Consider the following 19,099-nt stretch of genomic DNA (forward strand, 5'->3'; position numbering starts at 1 on the left):
CTATTGCTTATTATTTCGGTTCCGATATCTGAAGAATGGAGGGACATCATCATTGTCGTTTCCACTATCATTATTATTTGAATCAGAATTATTTTCAGTTTCAAATGGTTCAAAGTCTTGCTTTTCCACGTTAGAAAACTTGTCATTATCTGATGAATCAGCATTTCTAACTTCGTTTTGGTTATCACTAATGTCCCAGTTGTGAAGCGGATCATCATTACTAGAATCAGCTGAATTATCTTTAGTAGCATTATCAGTCTTAGGACTAGCAAAGGTACTCGAACGATTCTTCCTAGTTAGTGCTGGGCTAGCAGAACGGTCTGGATCCCCAGTCTGGATTCCAGTTGCAACTACCGAAACTTTAACTTCATCACCCATATTTTCATCAATTGAGGTTCCAAAGAAGATGTTAACATCATTTGACGTTGCATCAGATACGATATTGGCGGCATCTTGTGCCTCCGCAAGTGATAATTCTGGTCCGGCAGTTACATTCAGCAAGACTTGTTGAGCTCCGTCGATTGAAACTTCCAATAATGGCGAATTAATGGCTTTCTTAGTTGCTTCTTCAGTTCGGTTTTCGCCGGTTGCTGCACCCACTCCCATAAGAGCGGATCCTTGATTCTGCATTACACTTGTTACATCAGCAAAATCCAGATTAACAACCCCGGGACTAGTAATCAAATCAGTGATTCCCTGAACGCCCTGACGTAATACGTCATCAGCATCCTTAAAGGCTTCCATCATTGGAGTTTTTTTATCAACCATATCTAACAAGCGGTTATTTGAAACCACCACTAAAGTATCAACGTTTTGCTTAAGGGCTTCAATTCCTTCGGTAGCGTTATGATCACGTTTTGGTCCCTCAAAAACGAAAGGACGAGTCACAACCCCAACTGTCAATGCACCAGCATCTTTAGCGATCTTGGCAACAATCGGAGCTGCCCCAGTTCCAGTTCCACCACCCATTCCTGATGTAACAAACACCATGTCAGCATCGTGTAAGGCATCAGTAATGGCTTCTTCACTTTCTTCAGCTGCTTTTGATCCAACTTCTGGGTTTGATCCAGCTCCTAATCCTTTGGTGAGCTTGGGTCCAAGATTAATCTTAGTTTCTGCTTTAGAACTTCCTAAAGCTTGTAAGTCAGTATTGGCAGCAATAAATTCGACTCCTTTAACGCCCTCTTCGATCATTCGATTAACGGCGTTTCCACCACCGCCACCAACTCCAATGACCTTAATTGTTGCACCATTATTTTTATTTGCATCCATTGAATAGTCCATATTTTATCAATACCCCCGCGTTACTCGAAAAAGTGGTGTACAATGCCACTTAATTTTTCGCCTAAATTCTTATCACTCTTTGGTTTCTTTTCACGTTTTTGTTTTGCCGTTTTATTCTGACGTTTTTGCTTAAAGGGAATGGATCCAGATACGCTTGGTTTAGATTGAGGTTCAACTTCTCTGGCATTTCCGTTGTCATTATAGGCGAATTCACCATGGTCAAATGCTGAACGTACTAACCGTTCAATTTGACTTAAATTACCACCATAATTAACTAATGATAATGCTAACGATAGTGAGGGATGTCTTAAACCAATTTGGTCGGGAATATAAACCCTGACATTAACACCAAAGGTATTAGCGGCTAATTCAGCAATCCCTGGCATAGAAGCTATTCCACCGGTTAGCACAATCCCACCAGGAAGACTTAATGCCTCAACTCCATCAAGATCATCTTTGAGTCTACCAAAGATTTGATCGATTCGTGCTTCGATAATTTCAGCTAATAATTTCTCACTTACATTAACTGGTTGTCCTTGGCCAACAACTTCGACTGGAAACTCATTATCTTCACTAGCTTGATCAACATCAGCATATCCATATCCACGCTTCAACTTTTCAGCGTTAGCGGCAGAAGTGTTTAATACTGAAGAAATATCTTTAGTTATGTATTGTCCACCCTCAAGATCAACATTGGCGTACTTGAGTTCAAAGTCATGAATAACCGCAACCGTTGATTGTCCTCCACCTAGGTCAATCAATATTGTTCCAAACTCTTGCTCTGATTCACTTAAAATATATTTTCCTTCAGCCTGGGGATCGACAACCAATGCCTCAATATTCAAGCCAGCATTAGTAACGGCTTTTTTAATATTATGAATAATAGTCTTAGGCCCACTAATCATTCGGCCATTCATTTTCAGACGATTTCCAACCATGCCCCGTGGATCTTGGATACCGTCAAAGCCGTCCACCATGAATTCATCTGGAGTTAGATCGATCACTTCACGTTCAGGTGGAAGGTTGGTGTCAATAGCAGACTCAGAAACGTCAACAACATCATCGTTTGTGATTTCCTCAGACTGGTCGGGGAGTTCAATCATCCCAGAACATTTATCAATTTTAATCTGATCAGCTGGGATGCCCACAATTACATTGCTAATTTTGACACTTGCCTTTTCTTCAGCCTGACTAACGGCCCGCTCAATAGCATTTGAAGCCTTATCAATATCAACAATAACTCCACGACTAACACCAGTTGATTTTTCATTACCAACTCCGATTACATTCATTTGACCATTAGCTTTTTCAGCCACAATCACTTTAATCGAAGTAGTTCCAATATCTAAACCAATGTACAAATTTGAATCGTTCATTATCTGGAACCTCCATATAAGGTCTATTGAAACAGATTATCCAATATACCATAATCTCACTTAATTTTAACACACATGATGAACGTTAATAAAGAGCTCTCATTCCCCCAAAGGATAGGAATATGCTCCCACTTCCATGTTAACCACGCTCTTTTGTTTCAGGCTCTTCGCAATTGCAGGATAGTAAGCCATCTTATCTGCCATAGTACTGATTTTGACGTAAATCTCATTTCCATCTTTCATCAAAATTTGAATCCGCTCCGGATTACTTTTAGTATTAGCATTTTTTAACTCTTTAATCTGATTCCTAATTGATGGACTAATCTTTTTGTATTGCTTTAACACATTTCTAATTTCATTTCCTGGCTTAAATCCAGAAACAGTGCAGATATTGTTAGGATCATCAATTTTAACTGCTTCGCTGGAAACATGACCTGACGGATAGACTGGATAATACTTCCCAGCTTTAAAAATGTACTCCGGATTCGAATATCCATCTACACTTACCATCAATTGATTATGCTTTTTAAAAGAAAAATCAACGTGCTTAACCTGCGCATTATGAGTTAACACGTACTTTTGGGCCTTAGCTTTGTTTCTCTTTACCATTAGCAACGAATCTCCAACTCGAAATGGTATCAGATCTTTAATATTCTCGCCCTTTAACTGATGATTGGTTTGAATGTTAATCGATGAAACCCGACTGTATGGCAGTACCAAATAGAGCGAAACTAAAGCTACTACTATAAACAATAATAAGATTGGCAAAAATCCTCTAATTAATTGTTTGCGTTGTTGCTTTCTAATCCCAGGAATTTTGTGTCCAACTCGATACCGACTATTCTTCCTTTGTTTTCTCTCCTGGTACTTCTCCAACCGACCTGATGAATTGGAATCATTATCGCTAGTTTTCATTAAGATCACCCGTTAAGCTTTTTTATGATGCTTCTCAATTGCCTGCTCACAAACGCCTAAAAGTTTGTCAGCGGCATCACGAACTCCCATATCATATGAGTTAGTAGCCATTTGCTTTCTTAATTCAGTGTTATGCATTAAAGAATCGACTTTTGTCACTAAAGATTGCCCATTCAAATCTTTTTCAGTCAAAATCATCGCGGCATTATTTTTTACGAGACTCATCGCGTTCTTAGTTTGATGATCCGCGGTAACATAGGGACTTGGAATTAAAATGGCCGGAATCCCAATGGCAGTTATTTCTGCAATACTAGTGGCACCAGCACGTCCAACAATTAAATCAACTTTAGGCAGAACCGCTGGCATATTTGAAATATAAGGTAAAACGGCAATATTATCGTTAATTTTAACGTTTTTTAAATCATTTTTAACACCTTGATATCGCTTCTGGCCGGTAACAAAAACAACTTGGTATTTTCGTCGGTCAAATTCAGGGATTGCTTCTACCGTTGATGAATTAATTTTTAGTGCTCCCTGGCTTCCACCAAATATCAACACCGTTGGAACATCATCTTTTAAACCAAACTCACTCCACTTAAAATCGCTTTTCATATTAGCCACCTGCTGCGCCCGTGGATTGCCAGTGAAAATAACTTTATTTTCGGGAAACTGTTTTCGAGCATCGTCAAAAGCAATGGCAATTTCATCTACATAACGACTCAAAAAGCGATTAGTGAGACCAACAACACTATTTTGCTCATGAATAACGGTTGGAATTCCTAACTTAGCTGCAGCATATACTACAGCTCCACAAACATACCCACCGGTGCCAACCACAACATCAGGTTTAAACTTTTTAATGATTTTTTTTGATTCTTGGACGCTTTTTAAAAACAACCAAATCGTTTTAAAATTATACAGACTAAACAACTTCCGTTTGAATCCTTGAATTTTTAAGGCATCAAATTTTATTCCCTTTTCTGGAACAATTTTACCTTCCAATCCGCGATCGGACCCAACGTACAAAACCTCTGAATGAGGCTTTTGAGCTTTTAACGCGTCAATTAGGGCAAGTGCTGGATAGATATGTCCACCAGTTCCTCCCCCGGATACAATCATTCTCATTATTTAGTCTCCTTTTTACCAGTTAACTTCTCTACATCTTTGATGAATTCATCCCCACGATCACGATAAGTTGCAAATTGATCCCAACTTGCGTTAGCCGGTGACAGCAATATGATATCACCTGGTTTACTCATCTTAACCGCCTCTGGTACGGCTTCATCAAGGTCTTTAACTTTTTTAATTTGTGGAACACCGGCTTTTTTGGCAGCATCTTCTAACAAGTCAGCGGTTTCACCAAATAAAACAATTCCCGCTAAATTAGATTTAAAATCAGGAACCAGTTTATCAAAAGTATAGCCACGATCTAGCCCACCTGCTAACAAAACGATCGGTTCATCAAATCCTCTTAGAGCCATTTGGGTGGCCTCAATGTCGGTTGCCTTAGAATCGTTATAGAACTCACGATCGTCAGCAGTTAAAACGTATTGAACACGATGTCTAACTCCACCAAAATTCTTTAATACTGAAACAATCGCTTCAGTAGAGATTTTATACAGTTTAGCTACCGCAATTGCGGCTAAGGCATTTTGAACGTTTTGTTCACCCGGAACCCGAATGTCTTTTTTGTGCATAATAAATTCATCTTTAAAGTAAATATCGCCATTAGAAACGTAGGCTCCATTTTTGTACTTATCAGTGAGTGAAAATGGAACGATTTGAGCTTTACTACGCTTGCTTAATTCTCGCCATTCAGCACTATCAAAATTCATGACAAGAAAATCATCTTTGGTTTGATTTTTAGTAATCTGCATCTTAGCATTTACGTAATTTTCACGTGTTTTGTGGTAATCCAAATGGTTGGAAAAAATATTAGTAATGACAGCAATATGCGGATGAAGTTTAGGAGTCCCCAGTAACATAAAACTCGAAATTTCTAATACTAAGACATCATTCTTATTAACTTCTTGAGCTACCTTGGTGGCAGGAATTCCAATATTTCCACCATCTAGGGCCCTTCCATCTCTTTTGCCCGCTTGCAACATTTTAGTAATCATGGTGGTAGTGGTGGTTTTTCCGTTACTACCCGTGACCCCAACAATCGGAGCATCTGAGATTTCTGCTGCAAGTTCCAATTCCACAATGATCGGAATGTTTTTATCTTGAGCGGCTTTAACCAAATCATTATCGTATGGAATGCCAGGATTTTTGACCATTAGATCAATTCCATCTAATAGGGAAAGAGGTGATTTACCTGCTACTACTCTTACACCATCTGCTTTTAATTCATCATATTCTTTAATTTGATCAGCTGGTTTTGCATCAGTTAAAGTGACATTTGCTCCCAGCTTAACCAATAGTTTAGCAGCATTGGTTCCACTCATGCCAGCCCCAAAAACTAAAATATTTTTATCTTTATAATTGTCCACGTTTTTCATAATTAAAATTAAGCTCCCTAAAAATTAAATCATTGTAATAACGCCAGTGATCGCAGTAAACAAACCTACTAGCCAAAAGACAATATCAATCTTCCATTCACTCCAGCCCATCAACTCAAAGGTATGATGAATGGGAGTCATCTTAAAAATTCTTTTTCCAGTTAGTTTAAATGATGTAACTTGTAAGATGACACTGGCAGTTTCAACAACGAATACTAATCCAACCCATAATAACGAAAGTTCATGGTGAAGCAAAATTGAAACGGCAGCTAAAGCACCACCCAATGCTAGGGAACCCATGTCACCCATAAAGATCTTGGCAGGCTTGTGATTAAAAAGCAGAAATGCGATAAGCGCACCTGCAACTGCCATGCAAAAAATTTCAACCTCAAACTGGTGTTGGAAATGAGCGACAACGGCATAAGCTCCAAAAGCTATAATTGATAATCCACTTACCAATCCATCCAATCCATCCGTGAGGTTAACGGCGTTAGAAAAGCCCGCAAGCCAAAAAATGATAAACAAAACATAGAAATACCCTAATGGAATCTCGCCGAGGTTAAAAAAGCGAATTGACATTGGAAATCCATCAGCATAGTAAACCCAAGCAAATACCAGTGCTCCAATGACTTGAAGCAAGAACTTTTGCCAAGCTTTGAATCCTTCATTTTGACGCTTAAAAAGTTTAATTGAGTCATCCCACATCCCAATTAGTCCATAAAAAACAAGAACAAAGATTAGGATGAGTAACGTTGACTTCAATTGGCTAACTACTAATCCATAGATCAAGCACGTAATGACGATTGCAATTATGAAACCTAATCCTCCCATTGTGGGTGTTCCACTCTTACTTTCATGCCAGCTGGGACCTTCCTCCCTGATCATCTGACCTTCATGCTTTGATCTAAAATAACTTATTAATACTGGCGTTAGTCCCAGTGTAATAATAAATCCTCCAATTAGTGGAATTAACCAATCCATCACTTTTCATCCTCTCAAAATTTATTTTAATTTAACTGTCAACGTAGCTTTGGGGGTAATTCTTTGACCTACATTGATACTCTGACTTTCTACTTTTCCCTTACCGCTAGTACTTAATTTGATACCCAATTGATCACTAAGCGTTTGAACGTCTTTTTCGCTCCAACCTTTAAGACTAGGCATCTTTAATACTCCGCTAGTGATCAAAATAACGTGATTATCTCCTGAACCAGCACCAATCGCCGTTGGACTTTGCTTAGTAACCGTGTCACCATCACCAATCACAATTGGCTCCAAATGACTTTTACTAAGTTGGTCTTTAGCCACATCAGTCTTTTGACTAACGACATCTGGAACTTGCGCATTATCATCTGTATTTTGGGTTAATGCCCGCTGCATAACTGGATTGAAGATTTGCGCCATCAATTGGGTAGCGGTCTTTCCACCGTTTAAAGTGGGTTGTTTCATACTTACGTACATAATGTATCTTGGGTTTGAAGAAGGTACCATTCCAGCAACCGAATACAGGTAACTATCGTCACCATTCTCATAACCGCCAGATCCATTACTTACTTGAGCAGTACCGGTCTTTGCGGCCACTCGATATCCGGGAATCTTGTAATCTTGACCAATTCCATATGGTTTATAAACAACATCTTCCATATGCTTTCGGACGGCTTTAGCAGTTGAAGGTTTAATGGGATGTCCCAACGTTTCTTCCTTATAACTCTTAATCACCTTATTGTGATCATTGGTTATATCATCAACAAACCTTGGCTTGATCATTTTCCCGTTATTAGCAACTGACGTCATGGCTTGCACCATCTGCAAAGCGGTTACTTGAATACCTTGACCAAAGGCAGTATTAGCCTGTTCAATTGGTAACTTAAATTGCATATTCCCCGAATCATCATCACCAAAAACTGAATTAGTATTCTTCAGAAACTGGAATCGATTAATATAATCTTTCCAAGTCTTTGGTCCCATCTGTTGTTCCAAATGTGCCATGGCAACGTTACTAGACAAAGCAAATCCCTTATTATAAGTGATCATTCCCCATCCTGTTGGCAGCCAATCGGGCACAATCTTACCATCAATATCATATTTACCTGATAAATAACGCTCATTTCCATGGAAATTACCACTATCAATTGAAGCGGCTAACGTAAAAATCTTCATAGTTGAACCTGGCTCAAAAGCATCTTGGGTTAATGTATTTCGCCAAATTCCACCTAATCCCTTGCCAGTTGTAGCATTGAAAGTTGGTCGTTGAGCGGCGGCTAAAACTTTCCCGGTCTTAGCATCAATTAACATAGCATTCATACTCTTTGGATGAACCTGTGACTGTACCTCACTCATCTGGTTTTCAAGTAGAAATTCTAGTCGAGAATCAATTGTGGTATGAACACTATTTCCGTTAACCACTGGTCGTTCTTTCTTATTATCATCAGGTACTTCGTAACCATAATTATCATGTCTTACTTCTTCATACCCATTTGTCCCACTCAGAACTTTATTAAATGACTTTTCAAGGCCCATTTGTCCCACTAAATTTGTTTCCTTAGTTTTGTTATTGGTAACTGGAGAGGCCAACCCAACAATGTGAGATGCAAATACCCCATTTGGATATAATCGACTCTGTTGTTGAACAAATTTGATGCCGGGCAAATGATGAGAAACAATTTTTTGTTTATCAACTAAAGAAATGTTTTTTCCTGGATTTCCAAATTCAACCTGAAAAGCTTGTTTCTTTGGTTTAAGAGTCCTAAGGGCCTCTTTGTAACTAATCGGTAAGTTTTCAGAAAGGACCCTAGCGGTTTTTTCAGGATTAGTTACATAATCTGGTTTATTATCTCTAGTCTTTTGCGACTTGTTTAAAATAGCATAAATCGAGTAAGTACTAGTATCCTCAGCCAACGCTTGATTATTGTTATCATAGATGGTTCCACGTTTAGACTTAATCACGTTAGTTTGGGCATACAAACTCTTTGTTTGCTGTGCCAAATTAACGTGATTCGCACTTTTGAAAATTGCTTTTTTAAAAAAAAAGCCGAAAATCAACAGGAAAACTACAATTACTAAAATCCGAAAATACATCCCAAATTTTTTTCGATTAGCAATCGCATTTTTCCGATTTTTTATCTGCTCTTGTTTTTTATTCATTTTGTGACGTTCCTTATTTGATCATTTGAAAGTTTTAATCCCGATCCCTTAGCAACCTTATCTAAACGTGAACTACTTTGAAGTTCATCAATCTGTTGCTTAAGTCCGGTATTGGTATTATGTATTCTTGTTGATCGGCTCTCAGTATCTTGCAACGTTTGTTGGGCACCTGAAAGTGAAATTCTTGTCCAAACCAATGCGACCGACATTAAGAATATCATCGCACATCCAACTACTAAAATTGTAATTTCCAGCTTAGGACTGAACTTATGTTCTCTTTGGGGAGTAGTAACTCGCTTTGAATTGATCTGATTTCTTCGATATGTTTCATACGCGTTTCCATTTGAATATTCTTTTTTTGCTAGACCATTTTGTGCCAAAGTTCCCACCTCCTATTTAATTTTCTCAATGATTCTGAGTTTGGCACTGTGCGATCGATGATTTTGACTAAGTTCATCAGCACTGGGTAAAATTGGTTTTCTTTGGACCATTTTAAACTTTGGTTGCATTGAATCCGGTATGACTGGTAAATCATGAGGTAAATCTTGAATGGTGGTTTTTTCTTTAAAAATCCCCTTTACCAAACGATCTTCAAGCGATTGAAACGTGATTACACTAATCCGACCATGAACATTTAACATATCTAACGCCTGCTCAAGTGAATCTTCTAAAGCGCCTAGCTCATCATTAACAGCAATTCGTACGGCTTGAAAAACGCGCTTAGCTGGGTTACCACCATGTCTTCGTGCTGGAGCTGGAATGGCATCCTTAATGATTTCAGCTAACTGACTTGTAGTATCAATTGGATGATCAGCTCTAATTTTTTCAATACTACGAGCAATTTGTTTAGAAAACTTTTCCTCACCATACCGATAAAAAATTTTTACTAACTTTTCATACGACCAGTGATTAATAACTTCCCAAGCATCTAGATCATTTCTTTGATCCATCCGCATATCAAGACGAGCATCCTTTTGATAACTAAAGCCTCGCTCGGCATCATCAAGTTGAGGTGAAGAAACTCCTAAATCATAAACAACCCCATCAATTCCAACGACATCATAACGCTTCAAATCACGTTTAAAATTTCTAAAATTATCATGAATAAAAGTAATTTCATTATCTTTTAAGAACTTTTCTAAATGTGACTGATTATAATCAATGGCAACTTGATCTTGATCAAAAGCGTATAAATGACCCTTTTTTAGTTCCGACAAGATCTTAGAACTATGGCCTCCGCCTCCAAGAGTACAATCAACATAGATTCCATTGGGCTTAACATTCAGACCACGAATAGCCTCATTTAATAAAACCGTTTGATGTTTAAACGTAGACATTAAAATTCACCTCAAGTTAGACATCAAGTAAATTTTCAGCAATATCGCTGAACTCACTCGCAGCCTCATCCGTATAACTATCCCACTTAGAAGCATCCCAAATTTCAAACCTAGTCGATACTCCAGCCAAAACACAGCTTTTGGTCAGGTCGGCATACTTACAAAGAGCGGTCGGGATATTGACTCGGCCTTGTTTATCAATATCACATTCAGTGGCCGCAGAAAAGAAAAAACGTGCAAACATTCGCGCATCTTTTTTGTTAAAGGGCAGTTCATTAATCTTATCCTGAACTTTTTGCCATTCATTCTCGGTATACCCAAAAAGACAGCCATCTAAACCACGAGTAATGACAAATTTATCTCCTAATAAATCTCTAAATTTAGCGGGAATGATGAGACGTCCCTTGGCATCGATGTTATGTCGATATTCGCCCATGAACATAATTCATCATTCCCTTCTCCCCTAAATATAAATTTAGTTTACCACAATAAACCACTTCCTACCACTTTGCCTCCATAAAAATCCACAAAAAATAAAAGCACTCCGGAAAACAAATCCCAGGAATGCTTTTATATCAGTGTATTATAATAATTTTTACAATCAAAGAAAATATAAAAATAATTATCCAATAAATGTCACTTATTCGCCAAAAATTAACTAAAAATTGTTTTGGCAACAACTGTCCTTCATCGATCACTCGGTAAAACAAAAAGATAATCCCAATTATCATCCAAGCCAAAATGAATAATGGCAAAAACGAAAATCCATGACTCGTCATAGTAATGACATGAACTAACCAAATTCCAATGATTGGAAATGAATCAAGAACACTCAGCCGTTGAAACATCCGATTTTTAGTAATGCGCTTAAAAAAAATAATAATAAAACCAATAATAATGAAAAGTAATAAAGGCTTAATTAATGACTCCACTAATAAATGTAGATTAGATATATAATTGACCATTTTTAACCTCGTAAATTAGGTATAATAAGTGATTTGCAATATTTTTAGTTCAAAGTTAGAATTGTGACAGTATGAATACTGAAAGTGGTGGATACTTTGAATAAATGGAAAGATAAAACAACGTTTCAAAAGATCTTAATGATCTTTGTTTGGTTAATGATTATTGCAACCATTTTATCAGTGGTTGCTGGATCAGCAGCTGCTTTCTTTGGTGGCATGTAAATTAATAATATCGTTTTAGGGCATTCTGAAGCAAATTCAGAGTGTCTTTTTATTTTTCATCATCAGAAGAAGGCTTCTTATAGACGTCTCTAGGTTTACTTCCATGCTGTGGTCCAATATACCCACGTTGTTCCATATCATCAACAATCCGAGCCGCCCGATTATAACCAATTCGAAACTGACGTTGAATCATCGACGTACTGGCTTTTTGTTCTTTTACAACAAATTTCAGAGCATCATCAAATAGATCATCCTCATCATCGTCTTTTTCTTCTTCTTTAATTTCAGCATCAGTAACCATCATTGAGTCATCATATTCTGGCTCAGCTTGTTTCTTGACAAAATCAATCACGTTTTCAACATCACTATCAGAAATAAAGGAACCTTGGACACGCGCTGGAATGTTTTGATCGATCGGGAGATACAGCATATCACCCCTCCCAAGTAATTTTTCAGCTCCATTTGTATCTAAAATTGTTCTTGAATCAACTCCACTTGATACCGCAAAAGCGATTCTTGATGGGACATTAGCTTTAATCAATCCGGTAATAACATCAACTGACGGACGTTGAGTTGCCAAAATCATATGAACCCCAGCTGCTCTTCCCATCTGAGCTAGTCTAATGATGGCACTCTCCACTTCATTTGAGACCGTCATCATTAAATCAGCTAGTTCATCAACAACCACTACAATGTATGGGAGAGTTGGAAGAGCCGTACCTTCAGTCCGATTCTTTTCTTGAATATACTTATTATATCCACTAATTTTACGTTGACCTGTCTGGGCAAACATCTCATAACGATGTTCCATTTCATCAACCACTTTATGAAGAGCGCGAGCGGCTTTCTTAGGATCTGAAACCACTGGGCTTAAAAGATGAGGAATCCCATTATAAACACCCAACTCAACTTTCTTAGGGTCAATTAACATAAATTTAACCTGGTCGGGAGTAGCTTTTAAAAGAATACTAGTGAGAATTGAATTAATTGCAACCGACTTACCACTTCCAGTTGATCCCGCAATTAACAAATGAGGCATCTTGGTAATATCGCAAGAAACAACGTCACCGTTAACGTTTTTACCCAAAGGAACATTTAAAATACCATGGTTATTGCCGGTCTGATTTTCAAATACATCCCGAAACGAAACGGTCGAAATTGCTTTATTAGGAACTTCGATCCCAATTAAAGATTTGCCTGGAATTGGTGCTTCAATCCTGATGTCTTTTGCTGCTAATGCAAGTGCAATATCATCACTCAAATTGACAATTTTAGAAACTTTTACACCAATTGCTGGATGCAACTCATATTCGGTAACCGATGGTCCTAAGCTTACATTTTTTACCTCAGCATCAACCCCGAAACTCTTTAAAGTCTTTTGTAGAATTTTCGTATTTTTATCGATCGCATTATATTCTGCTGTCTGATCTTGCTCTGGCACTTTAGTAAGGAGATTAGTTGAAGGAAGTTGATAGTGGTTACCAGAAGAATTATTTTCAAAAGTTGGTAAACTCGTTTTGGTTTCATTATCAAAATGATTCCGTTTAGGCTTCTTACTTGCAACCGTTATGTGAGGAGTATTTTCATCTTGTTTAACACCAACATGTTCCGTTGGCTTATTGACTGGAACAGTTGGTGAATTAACGGATGCTTGAGACTTCGAACTGTTCTTCTCATTTTCTTTTTGATGTCCTAGATAATCTTGAAACTGATTTGTCTTTGCTGATTGCTGCTTTTGTAATTTTCGATTATTTCGTCGCTCTTGATTATTCAGGTGCGCCCGATTAAATGACGCAATAATCGCAGTAAACCACTTAGCTGACCAAGTCAAAAAGCCTTTGAGCCACTTAATAACTGGTAGTTTAAAGAAGATGATCGCTCCAACGACCATTAAACTGTAAGCAAGGATCAAAGTCCCAACTAACGAGATAAGGGTATCGAAAAAAGATAATAACGTAGCGCCAATCATCCCACCCCCAACGTTACTAGTAGAGACACCGTTAGTAATATCAGAAAGTAACGCATTGAAGGTTGTGGACACAAAGTTAACATGGGAATTTAAAGAATTCGAAAAGGTAATGGATAAGTTTAAAATCCAACCAATAAATGCTATCAAAAAACCCAAAATATAATGGTAATCGATTCGAGGAATCTTAATTCCCAGAAGCAATAAGATGCCAAAAACACCTAGAAAAATTGCCAAAACCTGGTAGGCGTTCCCAACCACTAACCGAAATACATTAGCAAACAAAGTTCCCGCCATTCCTAAGCTGAAAAATCCTAAAACGGCTATCAACAGAAAAATCAAACCAATAATATTTAATTTCTTTTCACCGCAAAAGTTTTTTAATTTGGTCCACACAGAATTTCTTTTTTTCCTTGGACGACGTTTTCTCGTTGTCTTACGCTTTGTAGTTTTACGTTTTGTTTTTCGTTGAGCCAACTAAGGCACCCCTTCGCATTATTTTAATTTATCGTGCTCATACGTATGAGTCACTTCAAGTCCAGCAAATTTCTGTTGCCTTAAAGCCTCATATATTACAATCGCACAAGTGTTCGATAAATTCAATGCTCGAATATGAGAATCATCTTGTGGAATTCTAATCGCTTGTTTGGAATACTGACGTTCAAAGTTTTCGGGCAATCCCGTCGTTTCTTTTCCAAACAAAAAATAATAATCCACGTTATCATCACTATAATTAGGATCTGTATACACCTTTTTCCCAAACTTTGAAACCAAAAACAACCTTTGCTTGTCTGGAATGGTTTTTAAAAATTCAGGAAGATTTTCGTGATAATTGATCTTAACCTTATCCCAGTAATCTAATCCAGCTCTCTTTAAGTGTTTATCATCAACCGAAAAACCCAACGGTTTAATTAAATCAAGAACGGTATCAGTTCCCGCACATGTTCTTGCAATATTGCCAGTATTAGCTGGCATTAATGGTTCAAATAATGCAATATGATTAGTCATTTACATCCTCCAATAATTCGTTCAATAACTTTCTTTTTCAATTATATCACGCGTCTAATTCCATTTAAGCGCAAAATCGATGTCAATTCAGATCTATAATAGTTATAATTGTTGCAGGAGGTAGTTTATATGACAATCGTTGAACCACTTGTATCAAAATTTAGAGAGGTATCTGCTGAACTTGAAAGTTCTCAATTAAAAATTGCAATTAATCAGGAAATGATGACCCCCAGTCGTGGATTTATCGCAGAAGCATGTAAATATGCTCACGAAAAAAAGCGAAGCCTCGACGTCTTAATTTCATCAAATAATAATACTAGTACCTTTAATGATTCTGAGATAAAAATCATGGAAGATGATCTTTTCCAATGCCAAGAGTTAGGTGTTGATGGTGTCATTATTGGTGCTTTAAATGACCAAAATAAAGTCGACTTAGAGGCCATGGAAATTTTGATGGCAGCAGCAGGCGGCATGCAACTGTATTTTTCACCTGCATTTGATCAAATAATTGAAAAAAATTGGACTGATACTCTGAACTGGATTGATAACAATAACTTTGCTGGAGTAGTTGCATCAACCAGAATAGAAAGTTTATCTGCAAAAATAAAAAATTATCAGAATCTTCAGTTAATTCCACTCGTAGAGTCCAAAGATGAATTGGATAAGGTCCAAAAGATTGCTGATACCAATATTATAATTAACAAAAAATAGCTTCAGCTATAAAAATAATCCCGTACCGCTAAAAACTAGCGTTACGGGATTATTTGTTTTTCTCCAATCAATGAACTTTTTTAATGCTCAAAATGACGTGGTCCTCTGAACTTGTGCCATAGAAAAGCCCCAACTCCAGCAACTACCACCACAATAATTCCTCCAACTACCCAGGGAGTAATGCTCCCATCTTTTTTCTCGTGCTTAGCATCATTTTTGTCATGATCTTTTTTTGCCTTTTTATTTTTCTGATTCTTCTTATCAGATTGATTCTTTTTATCCTTGGCATTCTTATCAGCATTGGTTTTTTGGGAATTATCTTTGGCCTTTGATTGATCCTTGGCTTTTTCATTTGTCTGATTATTACTAGTAGCATTTTTCTGGGTGCCAGTAGCTGAACTATCACTAGTCCCGTTATTATCTTTATTCTTAACATTAGTCTGACTACCATTATTACCATTGGAACTCACACCAGCATTAGCACGGTTAGGTTGTTTATTATTTGCCGTACTGTTACCAGTTGATGAATAAATAATCGTCATTTCCATAATATCTGTCGAACTATCACTACCACCAAATGTCATTTGGGGGCCATTACTATTATTTTGTCCATTTTGAATACTAGAATACTTGTATCCAGGAATGTTAGGAATCGACGCAATATAGGTACTACCAGTTGCTCCCATGGCGGTGGTTGCAGGACGAATTACTTGACCATTTTGATCAACGTAGTGAACTACAATCTCCCCTTGACCACTATTACCCTGTGCAAATTGAGTAGTTTGCGCATTAACATGTCCCACATTAGGCACAAACACTCCCATGGTGACCATTGCAAAACTAATTAAAATTAGTGAGGTTACTTTCTTTAAGTTCATAATCCATACTCCATTTCATTTATTTGAAAATGTTTAAGGGTGTTCCTAAAAATTATTTTCACCTAATTAATTTTAGTTCAAGTCGGCAACGTAACGATATGCACCTGAAGCTGCTCGGTATCTTAACCAAGTGTATCCATTAGCAATTACTTTGCCATCATAAACAACGCTTTCTCCAGCATCGTATTGACCTACAATTTGTGAACTGGTATTTGGTGAAGTTCTAATGTTAGTAGCATGTCTGAAGGTAAATCGTCCAGAAGTTGGAGTAACGTTTGATTGATTATTACCAGAAGCAGAACCATTTCCTAATTCCGCAACATAACGGTAGGCACCTGATCCACCACGATATCTTAGCCATGTGTATCCATTAGCAATTACTTTGCCATCATAAACAACCCGTTCACCGGCATTATATTGGCCTACAACCTGTGAATTAGTACTTGGTGAAGTTCTAATATTAGTAGTCTGGCCAAAAGTATAGGTACCTGAAGTTTCAGTGACATTTGGTTGGTTATTTGGAGTTGAAGTATTGTTATCTAGTTTAGCAACGTAACGGTAGGCACCTGAAGCTGCCTTATATCTTAACCAAGTGTATCCATCGGCATTAACAGTACCATCATAAACAACTCGCTCACCGGCATCGTACTGTCCCACAACTTGTGAACTAGTACTTGGAGCAGTTCTAATGTTGGTAGTTTGATTAAAGGTATACATCCCTGATTCTTGCTTAACGTTTGCATCTGGGTTAGGTGCGGGAGTGGAAGTATTGCTTAATTTAGCAACATAACGATAGGCACCTGATCCACCACGATATCTTAGCCATGTGTATCCATCGGCTTGGACAGTACCATCATAAACAACTCGCTCACCAGCATCGTATTGACCTACAATCTGAGAACTAGTACTTGGAGCAGTTCTAATGTTAGTAGTTTGACCGAATGTATAGGTTCCAGAAGCTGGTGTGACATTTGACTCTGGATTTGAGGCTGGTACGTCGCTTACCTTAGCAACATACAAATCATCACCAGAATATGATTTGTATCTTAACCATGTATATCCATCAGCATCAACAGTCCCATTGTAAATGACACTTTCTCCAGCCTTATATTGTCCTACAACTGGAGCACTTAGACTTGGTGAAGTTCTAATATTGGTGGTTTGACTGAAGGTATAAGTACCAGAAGCTGGCTTAACATCAGGAGCTGGTAGTGGATTACCTTCATCTTGAAAGGCGATTTGATCGATGCTAGTTAAATTATAGTTACGGACACAGTTAATAAGTGTCTGAGCATAACTAGGATCAGTCGCATATCCATCATTTTGTAAAGCATAGGCTACACTCACGTAATCTCGTACGCCAAGTAAGTTGCTGTAACGTGGGTTGTCTCTTAAGAAAGCACCATGGTCTTCAATGCTTGCAGCCCAGCTTGGGTATAATCTAAAGGCTGCTTGAACAGTAACCCAGTGTCCATTGATGTATTCTTGAGTTGGAAAGTAGATTGATTGACCGTTATAAGAACCCTTGATTCCAAATAAATTGTTACCCTTAACGGCTAATCCAGATCTCCCCCAACCACTTTCAATGATGGCCTGAGCGATTGAAATTGATGGTAAAACACCATATTTCTTCCATCCAGCAATTGCACCAGGAGTCACCTTATTAATAAAGTCCTGAGTATAACTGGCAAAATTAGTGTTATTTGAAACATTAAAATTAGTATATTGTGATGGGCGTTGCACGTTTTGATTTACGTTGTTTTCAACGCTTGAATCATAATAACCAGGACCAATCTGCTTATCTGGAGTGGCAACGTCAGCCTTTAAGTTAACGTTTTGATTTTGATCTGCATTCTGTTGATGCTCATTATTATTTTCAGAAACTTTGTTCTCGTTTTCAGCATTATCAGCTGCCTTGAGAGCAACTTCAGAATTCTGTACTGATTGTTGACTATCATCAGCCTTAGGAGTTTTAGTTACTTGCTTTTGATCACTAGTCTCTGAAACTTTTGGTGATTGTTGCTGTTCATTAGAATTATTCTGATCTTTGACATTATTAGTCTCGGTCGATTTTGAAACAGCATTACTATCATTTAATGAGTTAGTTTGAACTGATTGATCAGTCTTAGTTGATTGTTGATTATCAGTAGTAACTTCATTTTCGTTCTGAGATTGTTTAGAATCACTTGATTGTAATGTTGGTGTATGTACATTTGTTTCAGAAGAATTCTTAACTTCTGTATTTGTCTCACCATTTACTGATTCTGCTTGTTGTAACTGAGTGGCAGTCTTATTAGTGTTTTCCACTTGGGCTGAACCACTGTTGTTTTGGGTTTGATTAGTGCTTGCAACTGTTGGTTGTTCTTGAACAATTTCCTTCTTTGGTTGAACATTTGAAGCCGGTTCACTTTCAGAAACTGGGACAGTACTTACCTTATCAGCATTTACTGAACTATTTAAGTTAAACGTGAACAATGCCGCACTGGCAAAGACCGTACCCATAGCTACTTTCATCCAGCCCTTTTTGGTTTTCACCAATTTGTTACGGCGTTTAGTTTCTCCAGTACTAAGAGCCATTTGGTTGTGCTTCTTAATGAGCTTCTTCATCAATTATCTCTCCTTTTCAAAACTGTAACATCATAATTAAGTATAACATCTAACGATCAAAAATTAATAAAAATATAAACAATATTAATAGTAATTATTCTAAAGTGAAATCTTAAAAATGTCTACCCCAATTTACTTAATTATTTATTTTGGCTCATCTTTAACTCATGAAAAAATAAAATTCT

General features: G+C 37.5%; 17 protein-coding genes. 2 read left to right on the forward strand and 15 right to left on the reverse strand.

The window, feature by feature from the left end; genetic code table 11:
- From ftsZ to AC6UC9_RS03790, 11 genes are all read right to left on the reverse strand, one after another.
- On the reverse strand, positions 1 to 1,284 hold the full coding sequence (gene ftsZ / locus AC6UC9_RS03740; protein WP_500701169.1) for a cell division protein FtsZ: 1,284 nt from the start codon (positions 1,282 to 1,284) through the stop codon (positions 1 to 3).
- A gap of 20 nt (positions 1,285 to 1,304) precedes the next feature.
- Positions 1,305 to 2,660: a cell division protein FtsA gene (gene ftsA / locus AC6UC9_RS03745; RefSeq protein WP_500701170.1), complete on the reverse strand. Its 1,356-nt coding sequence runs from the start codon at positions 2,658 to 2,660 to the stop codon at positions 1,305 to 1,307.
- A 99-nt stretch (positions 2,661 to 2,759) separates the two neighbouring features.
- Positions 2,760 to 3,575: a cell division protein FtsQ/DivIB gene (locus tag AC6UC9_RS03750; RefSeq protein WP_500701171.1), complete on the reverse strand. Its 816-nt coding sequence runs from the start codon at positions 3,573 to 3,575 to the stop codon at positions 2,760 to 2,762.
- Between the two features lie 12 nt (positions 3,576 to 3,587).
- Positions 3,588 to 4,700 (reverse strand): undecaprenyldiphospho-muramoylpentapeptide beta-N-acetylglucosaminyltransferase, encoded by a 1,113-nt coding sequence (gene murG, locus AC6UC9_RS03755; protein WP_500701172.1) that lies wholly within the window; start codon positions 4,698 to 4,700, stop codon positions 3,588 to 3,590.
- Positions 4,700 to 6,076, reverse strand: a complete 1,377-nt coding sequence (murD, locus tag AC6UC9_RS03760; protein ID WP_500701173.1) for a UDP-N-acetylmuramoyl-L-alanine--D-glutamate ligase — start codon at positions 6,074 to 6,076, stop codon at positions 4,700 to 4,702. Before murD ends, murG begins: the two co-directional genes overlap by 1 nt.
- Positions 6,077 to 6,100: 24 nt before the next feature.
- The gene (mraY, locus tag AC6UC9_RS03765; protein ID WP_500701174.1) at positions 6,101 to 7,057 is read right to left on the reverse strand and encodes a phospho-N-acetylmuramoyl-pentapeptide-transferase; all 957 of its coding nucleotides are present in this window, start codon (positions 7,055 to 7,057) and stop codon (positions 6,101 to 6,103) included.
- A gap of 21 nt (positions 7,058 to 7,078) precedes the next feature.
- Entirely contained in the window at positions 7,079 to 9,220 is a 2,142-nt protein-coding gene (locus tag AC6UC9_RS03770; protein ID WP_500701175.1) for a penicillin-binding transpeptidase domain-containing protein, read from the reverse strand.
- On the reverse strand, positions 9,217 to 9,600 hold the full coding sequence (gene ftsL / locus AC6UC9_RS03775) for a cell division protein FtsL (protein WP_500695530.1): 384 nt from the start codon (positions 9,598 to 9,600) through the stop codon (positions 9,217 to 9,219). The genes AC6UC9_RS03770 and ftsL overlap by 4 nt, the downstream gene beginning before the upstream one ends.
- 12 nt (positions 9,601 to 9,612) lie before the next feature.
- Positions 9,613 to 10,557 carry a 16S rRNA (cytosine(1402)-N(4))-methyltransferase RsmH gene (gene rsmH / locus AC6UC9_RS03780; protein ID WP_500701176.1) on the reverse strand — a complete coding sequence of 315 codons (945 nt, stop codon included), beginning with the start codon at positions 10,555 to 10,557 and terminating at the stop codon, positions 9,613 to 9,615.
- Positions 10,558 to 10,573: 16 nt separating this feature from the next.
- Complete coding sequence (gene mraZ / locus AC6UC9_RS03785; RefSeq protein WP_500696584.1) at positions 10,574 to 10,999, reverse strand: division/cell wall cluster transcriptional repressor MraZ; 426 nt, start codon at positions 10,997 to 10,999, stop codon at positions 10,574 to 10,576.
- 133 nt (positions 11,000 to 11,132) lie between these two features.
- Positions 11,133 to 11,522 (reverse strand): DUF3397 family protein, encoded by a 390-nt coding sequence (locus tag AC6UC9_RS03790; protein WP_500693938.1) that lies wholly within the window; start codon positions 11,520 to 11,522, stop codon positions 11,133 to 11,135.
- 96 nt (positions 11,523 to 11,618) lie between these two features.
- Here AC6UC9_RS03790 and AC6UC9_RS03795 point away from each other — a divergent pair, with 96 nt between their 5' ends.
- Positions 11,619 to 11,744, forward strand: a complete 126-nt coding sequence (locus AC6UC9_RS03795) for a DUF4044 domain-containing protein (protein WP_500693939.1) — start codon at positions 11,619 to 11,621, stop codon at positions 11,742 to 11,744.
- A gap of 49 nt (positions 11,745 to 11,793) precedes the next feature.
- On the opposite strand, the gene AC6UC9_RS03800 is transcribed toward AC6UC9_RS03795, so the two are convergent.
- Complete coding sequence (locus AC6UC9_RS03800) at positions 11,794 to 14,187, reverse strand: FtsK/SpoIIIE family DNA translocase (protein WP_500701177.1); 2,394 nt, start codon at positions 14,185 to 14,187, stop codon at positions 11,794 to 11,796.
- 18 nt (positions 14,188 to 14,205) lie between these two features.
- Entirely contained in the window at positions 14,206 to 14,718 is a 513-nt protein-coding gene (locus AC6UC9_RS03805) for a tRNA (cytidine(34)-2'-O)-methyltransferase (protein ID WP_500695525.1), read from the reverse strand.
- Between the two features lie 129 nt (positions 14,719 to 14,847).
- Here AC6UC9_RS03805 and AC6UC9_RS03810 point away from each other — a divergent pair, with 129 nt between their 5' ends.
- The gene (locus AC6UC9_RS03810; RefSeq protein ID WP_500701178.1) at positions 14,848 to 15,429 is read left to right on the forward strand and encodes a copper homeostasis protein CutC; all 582 of its coding nucleotides are present in this window, start codon (positions 14,848 to 14,850) and stop codon (positions 15,427 to 15,429) included.
- Between the two features lie 80 nt (positions 15,430 to 15,509).
- On the opposite strand, the gene AC6UC9_RS03815 is transcribed toward AC6UC9_RS03810, so the two are convergent.
- The gene (locus AC6UC9_RS03815) at positions 15,510 to 16,307 is read right to left on the reverse strand and encodes a MucBP domain-containing protein (RefSeq protein WP_500701179.1); all 798 of its coding nucleotides are present in this window, start codon (positions 16,305 to 16,307) and stop codon (positions 15,510 to 15,512) included.
- A gap of 72 nt (positions 16,308 to 16,379) precedes the next feature.
- On the reverse strand, positions 16,380 to 18,914 hold the full coding sequence (locus AC6UC9_RS03820) for an SH3 domain-containing protein (protein ID WP_500701180.1): 2,535 nt from the start codon (positions 18,912 to 18,914) through the stop codon (positions 16,380 to 16,382).
- Between the last annotated feature and the right edge of the window lie 185 nt (positions 18,915 to 19,099).

Source organism: Fructilactobacillus sp. X7R4C1 (genome assembly GCF_059901115.1).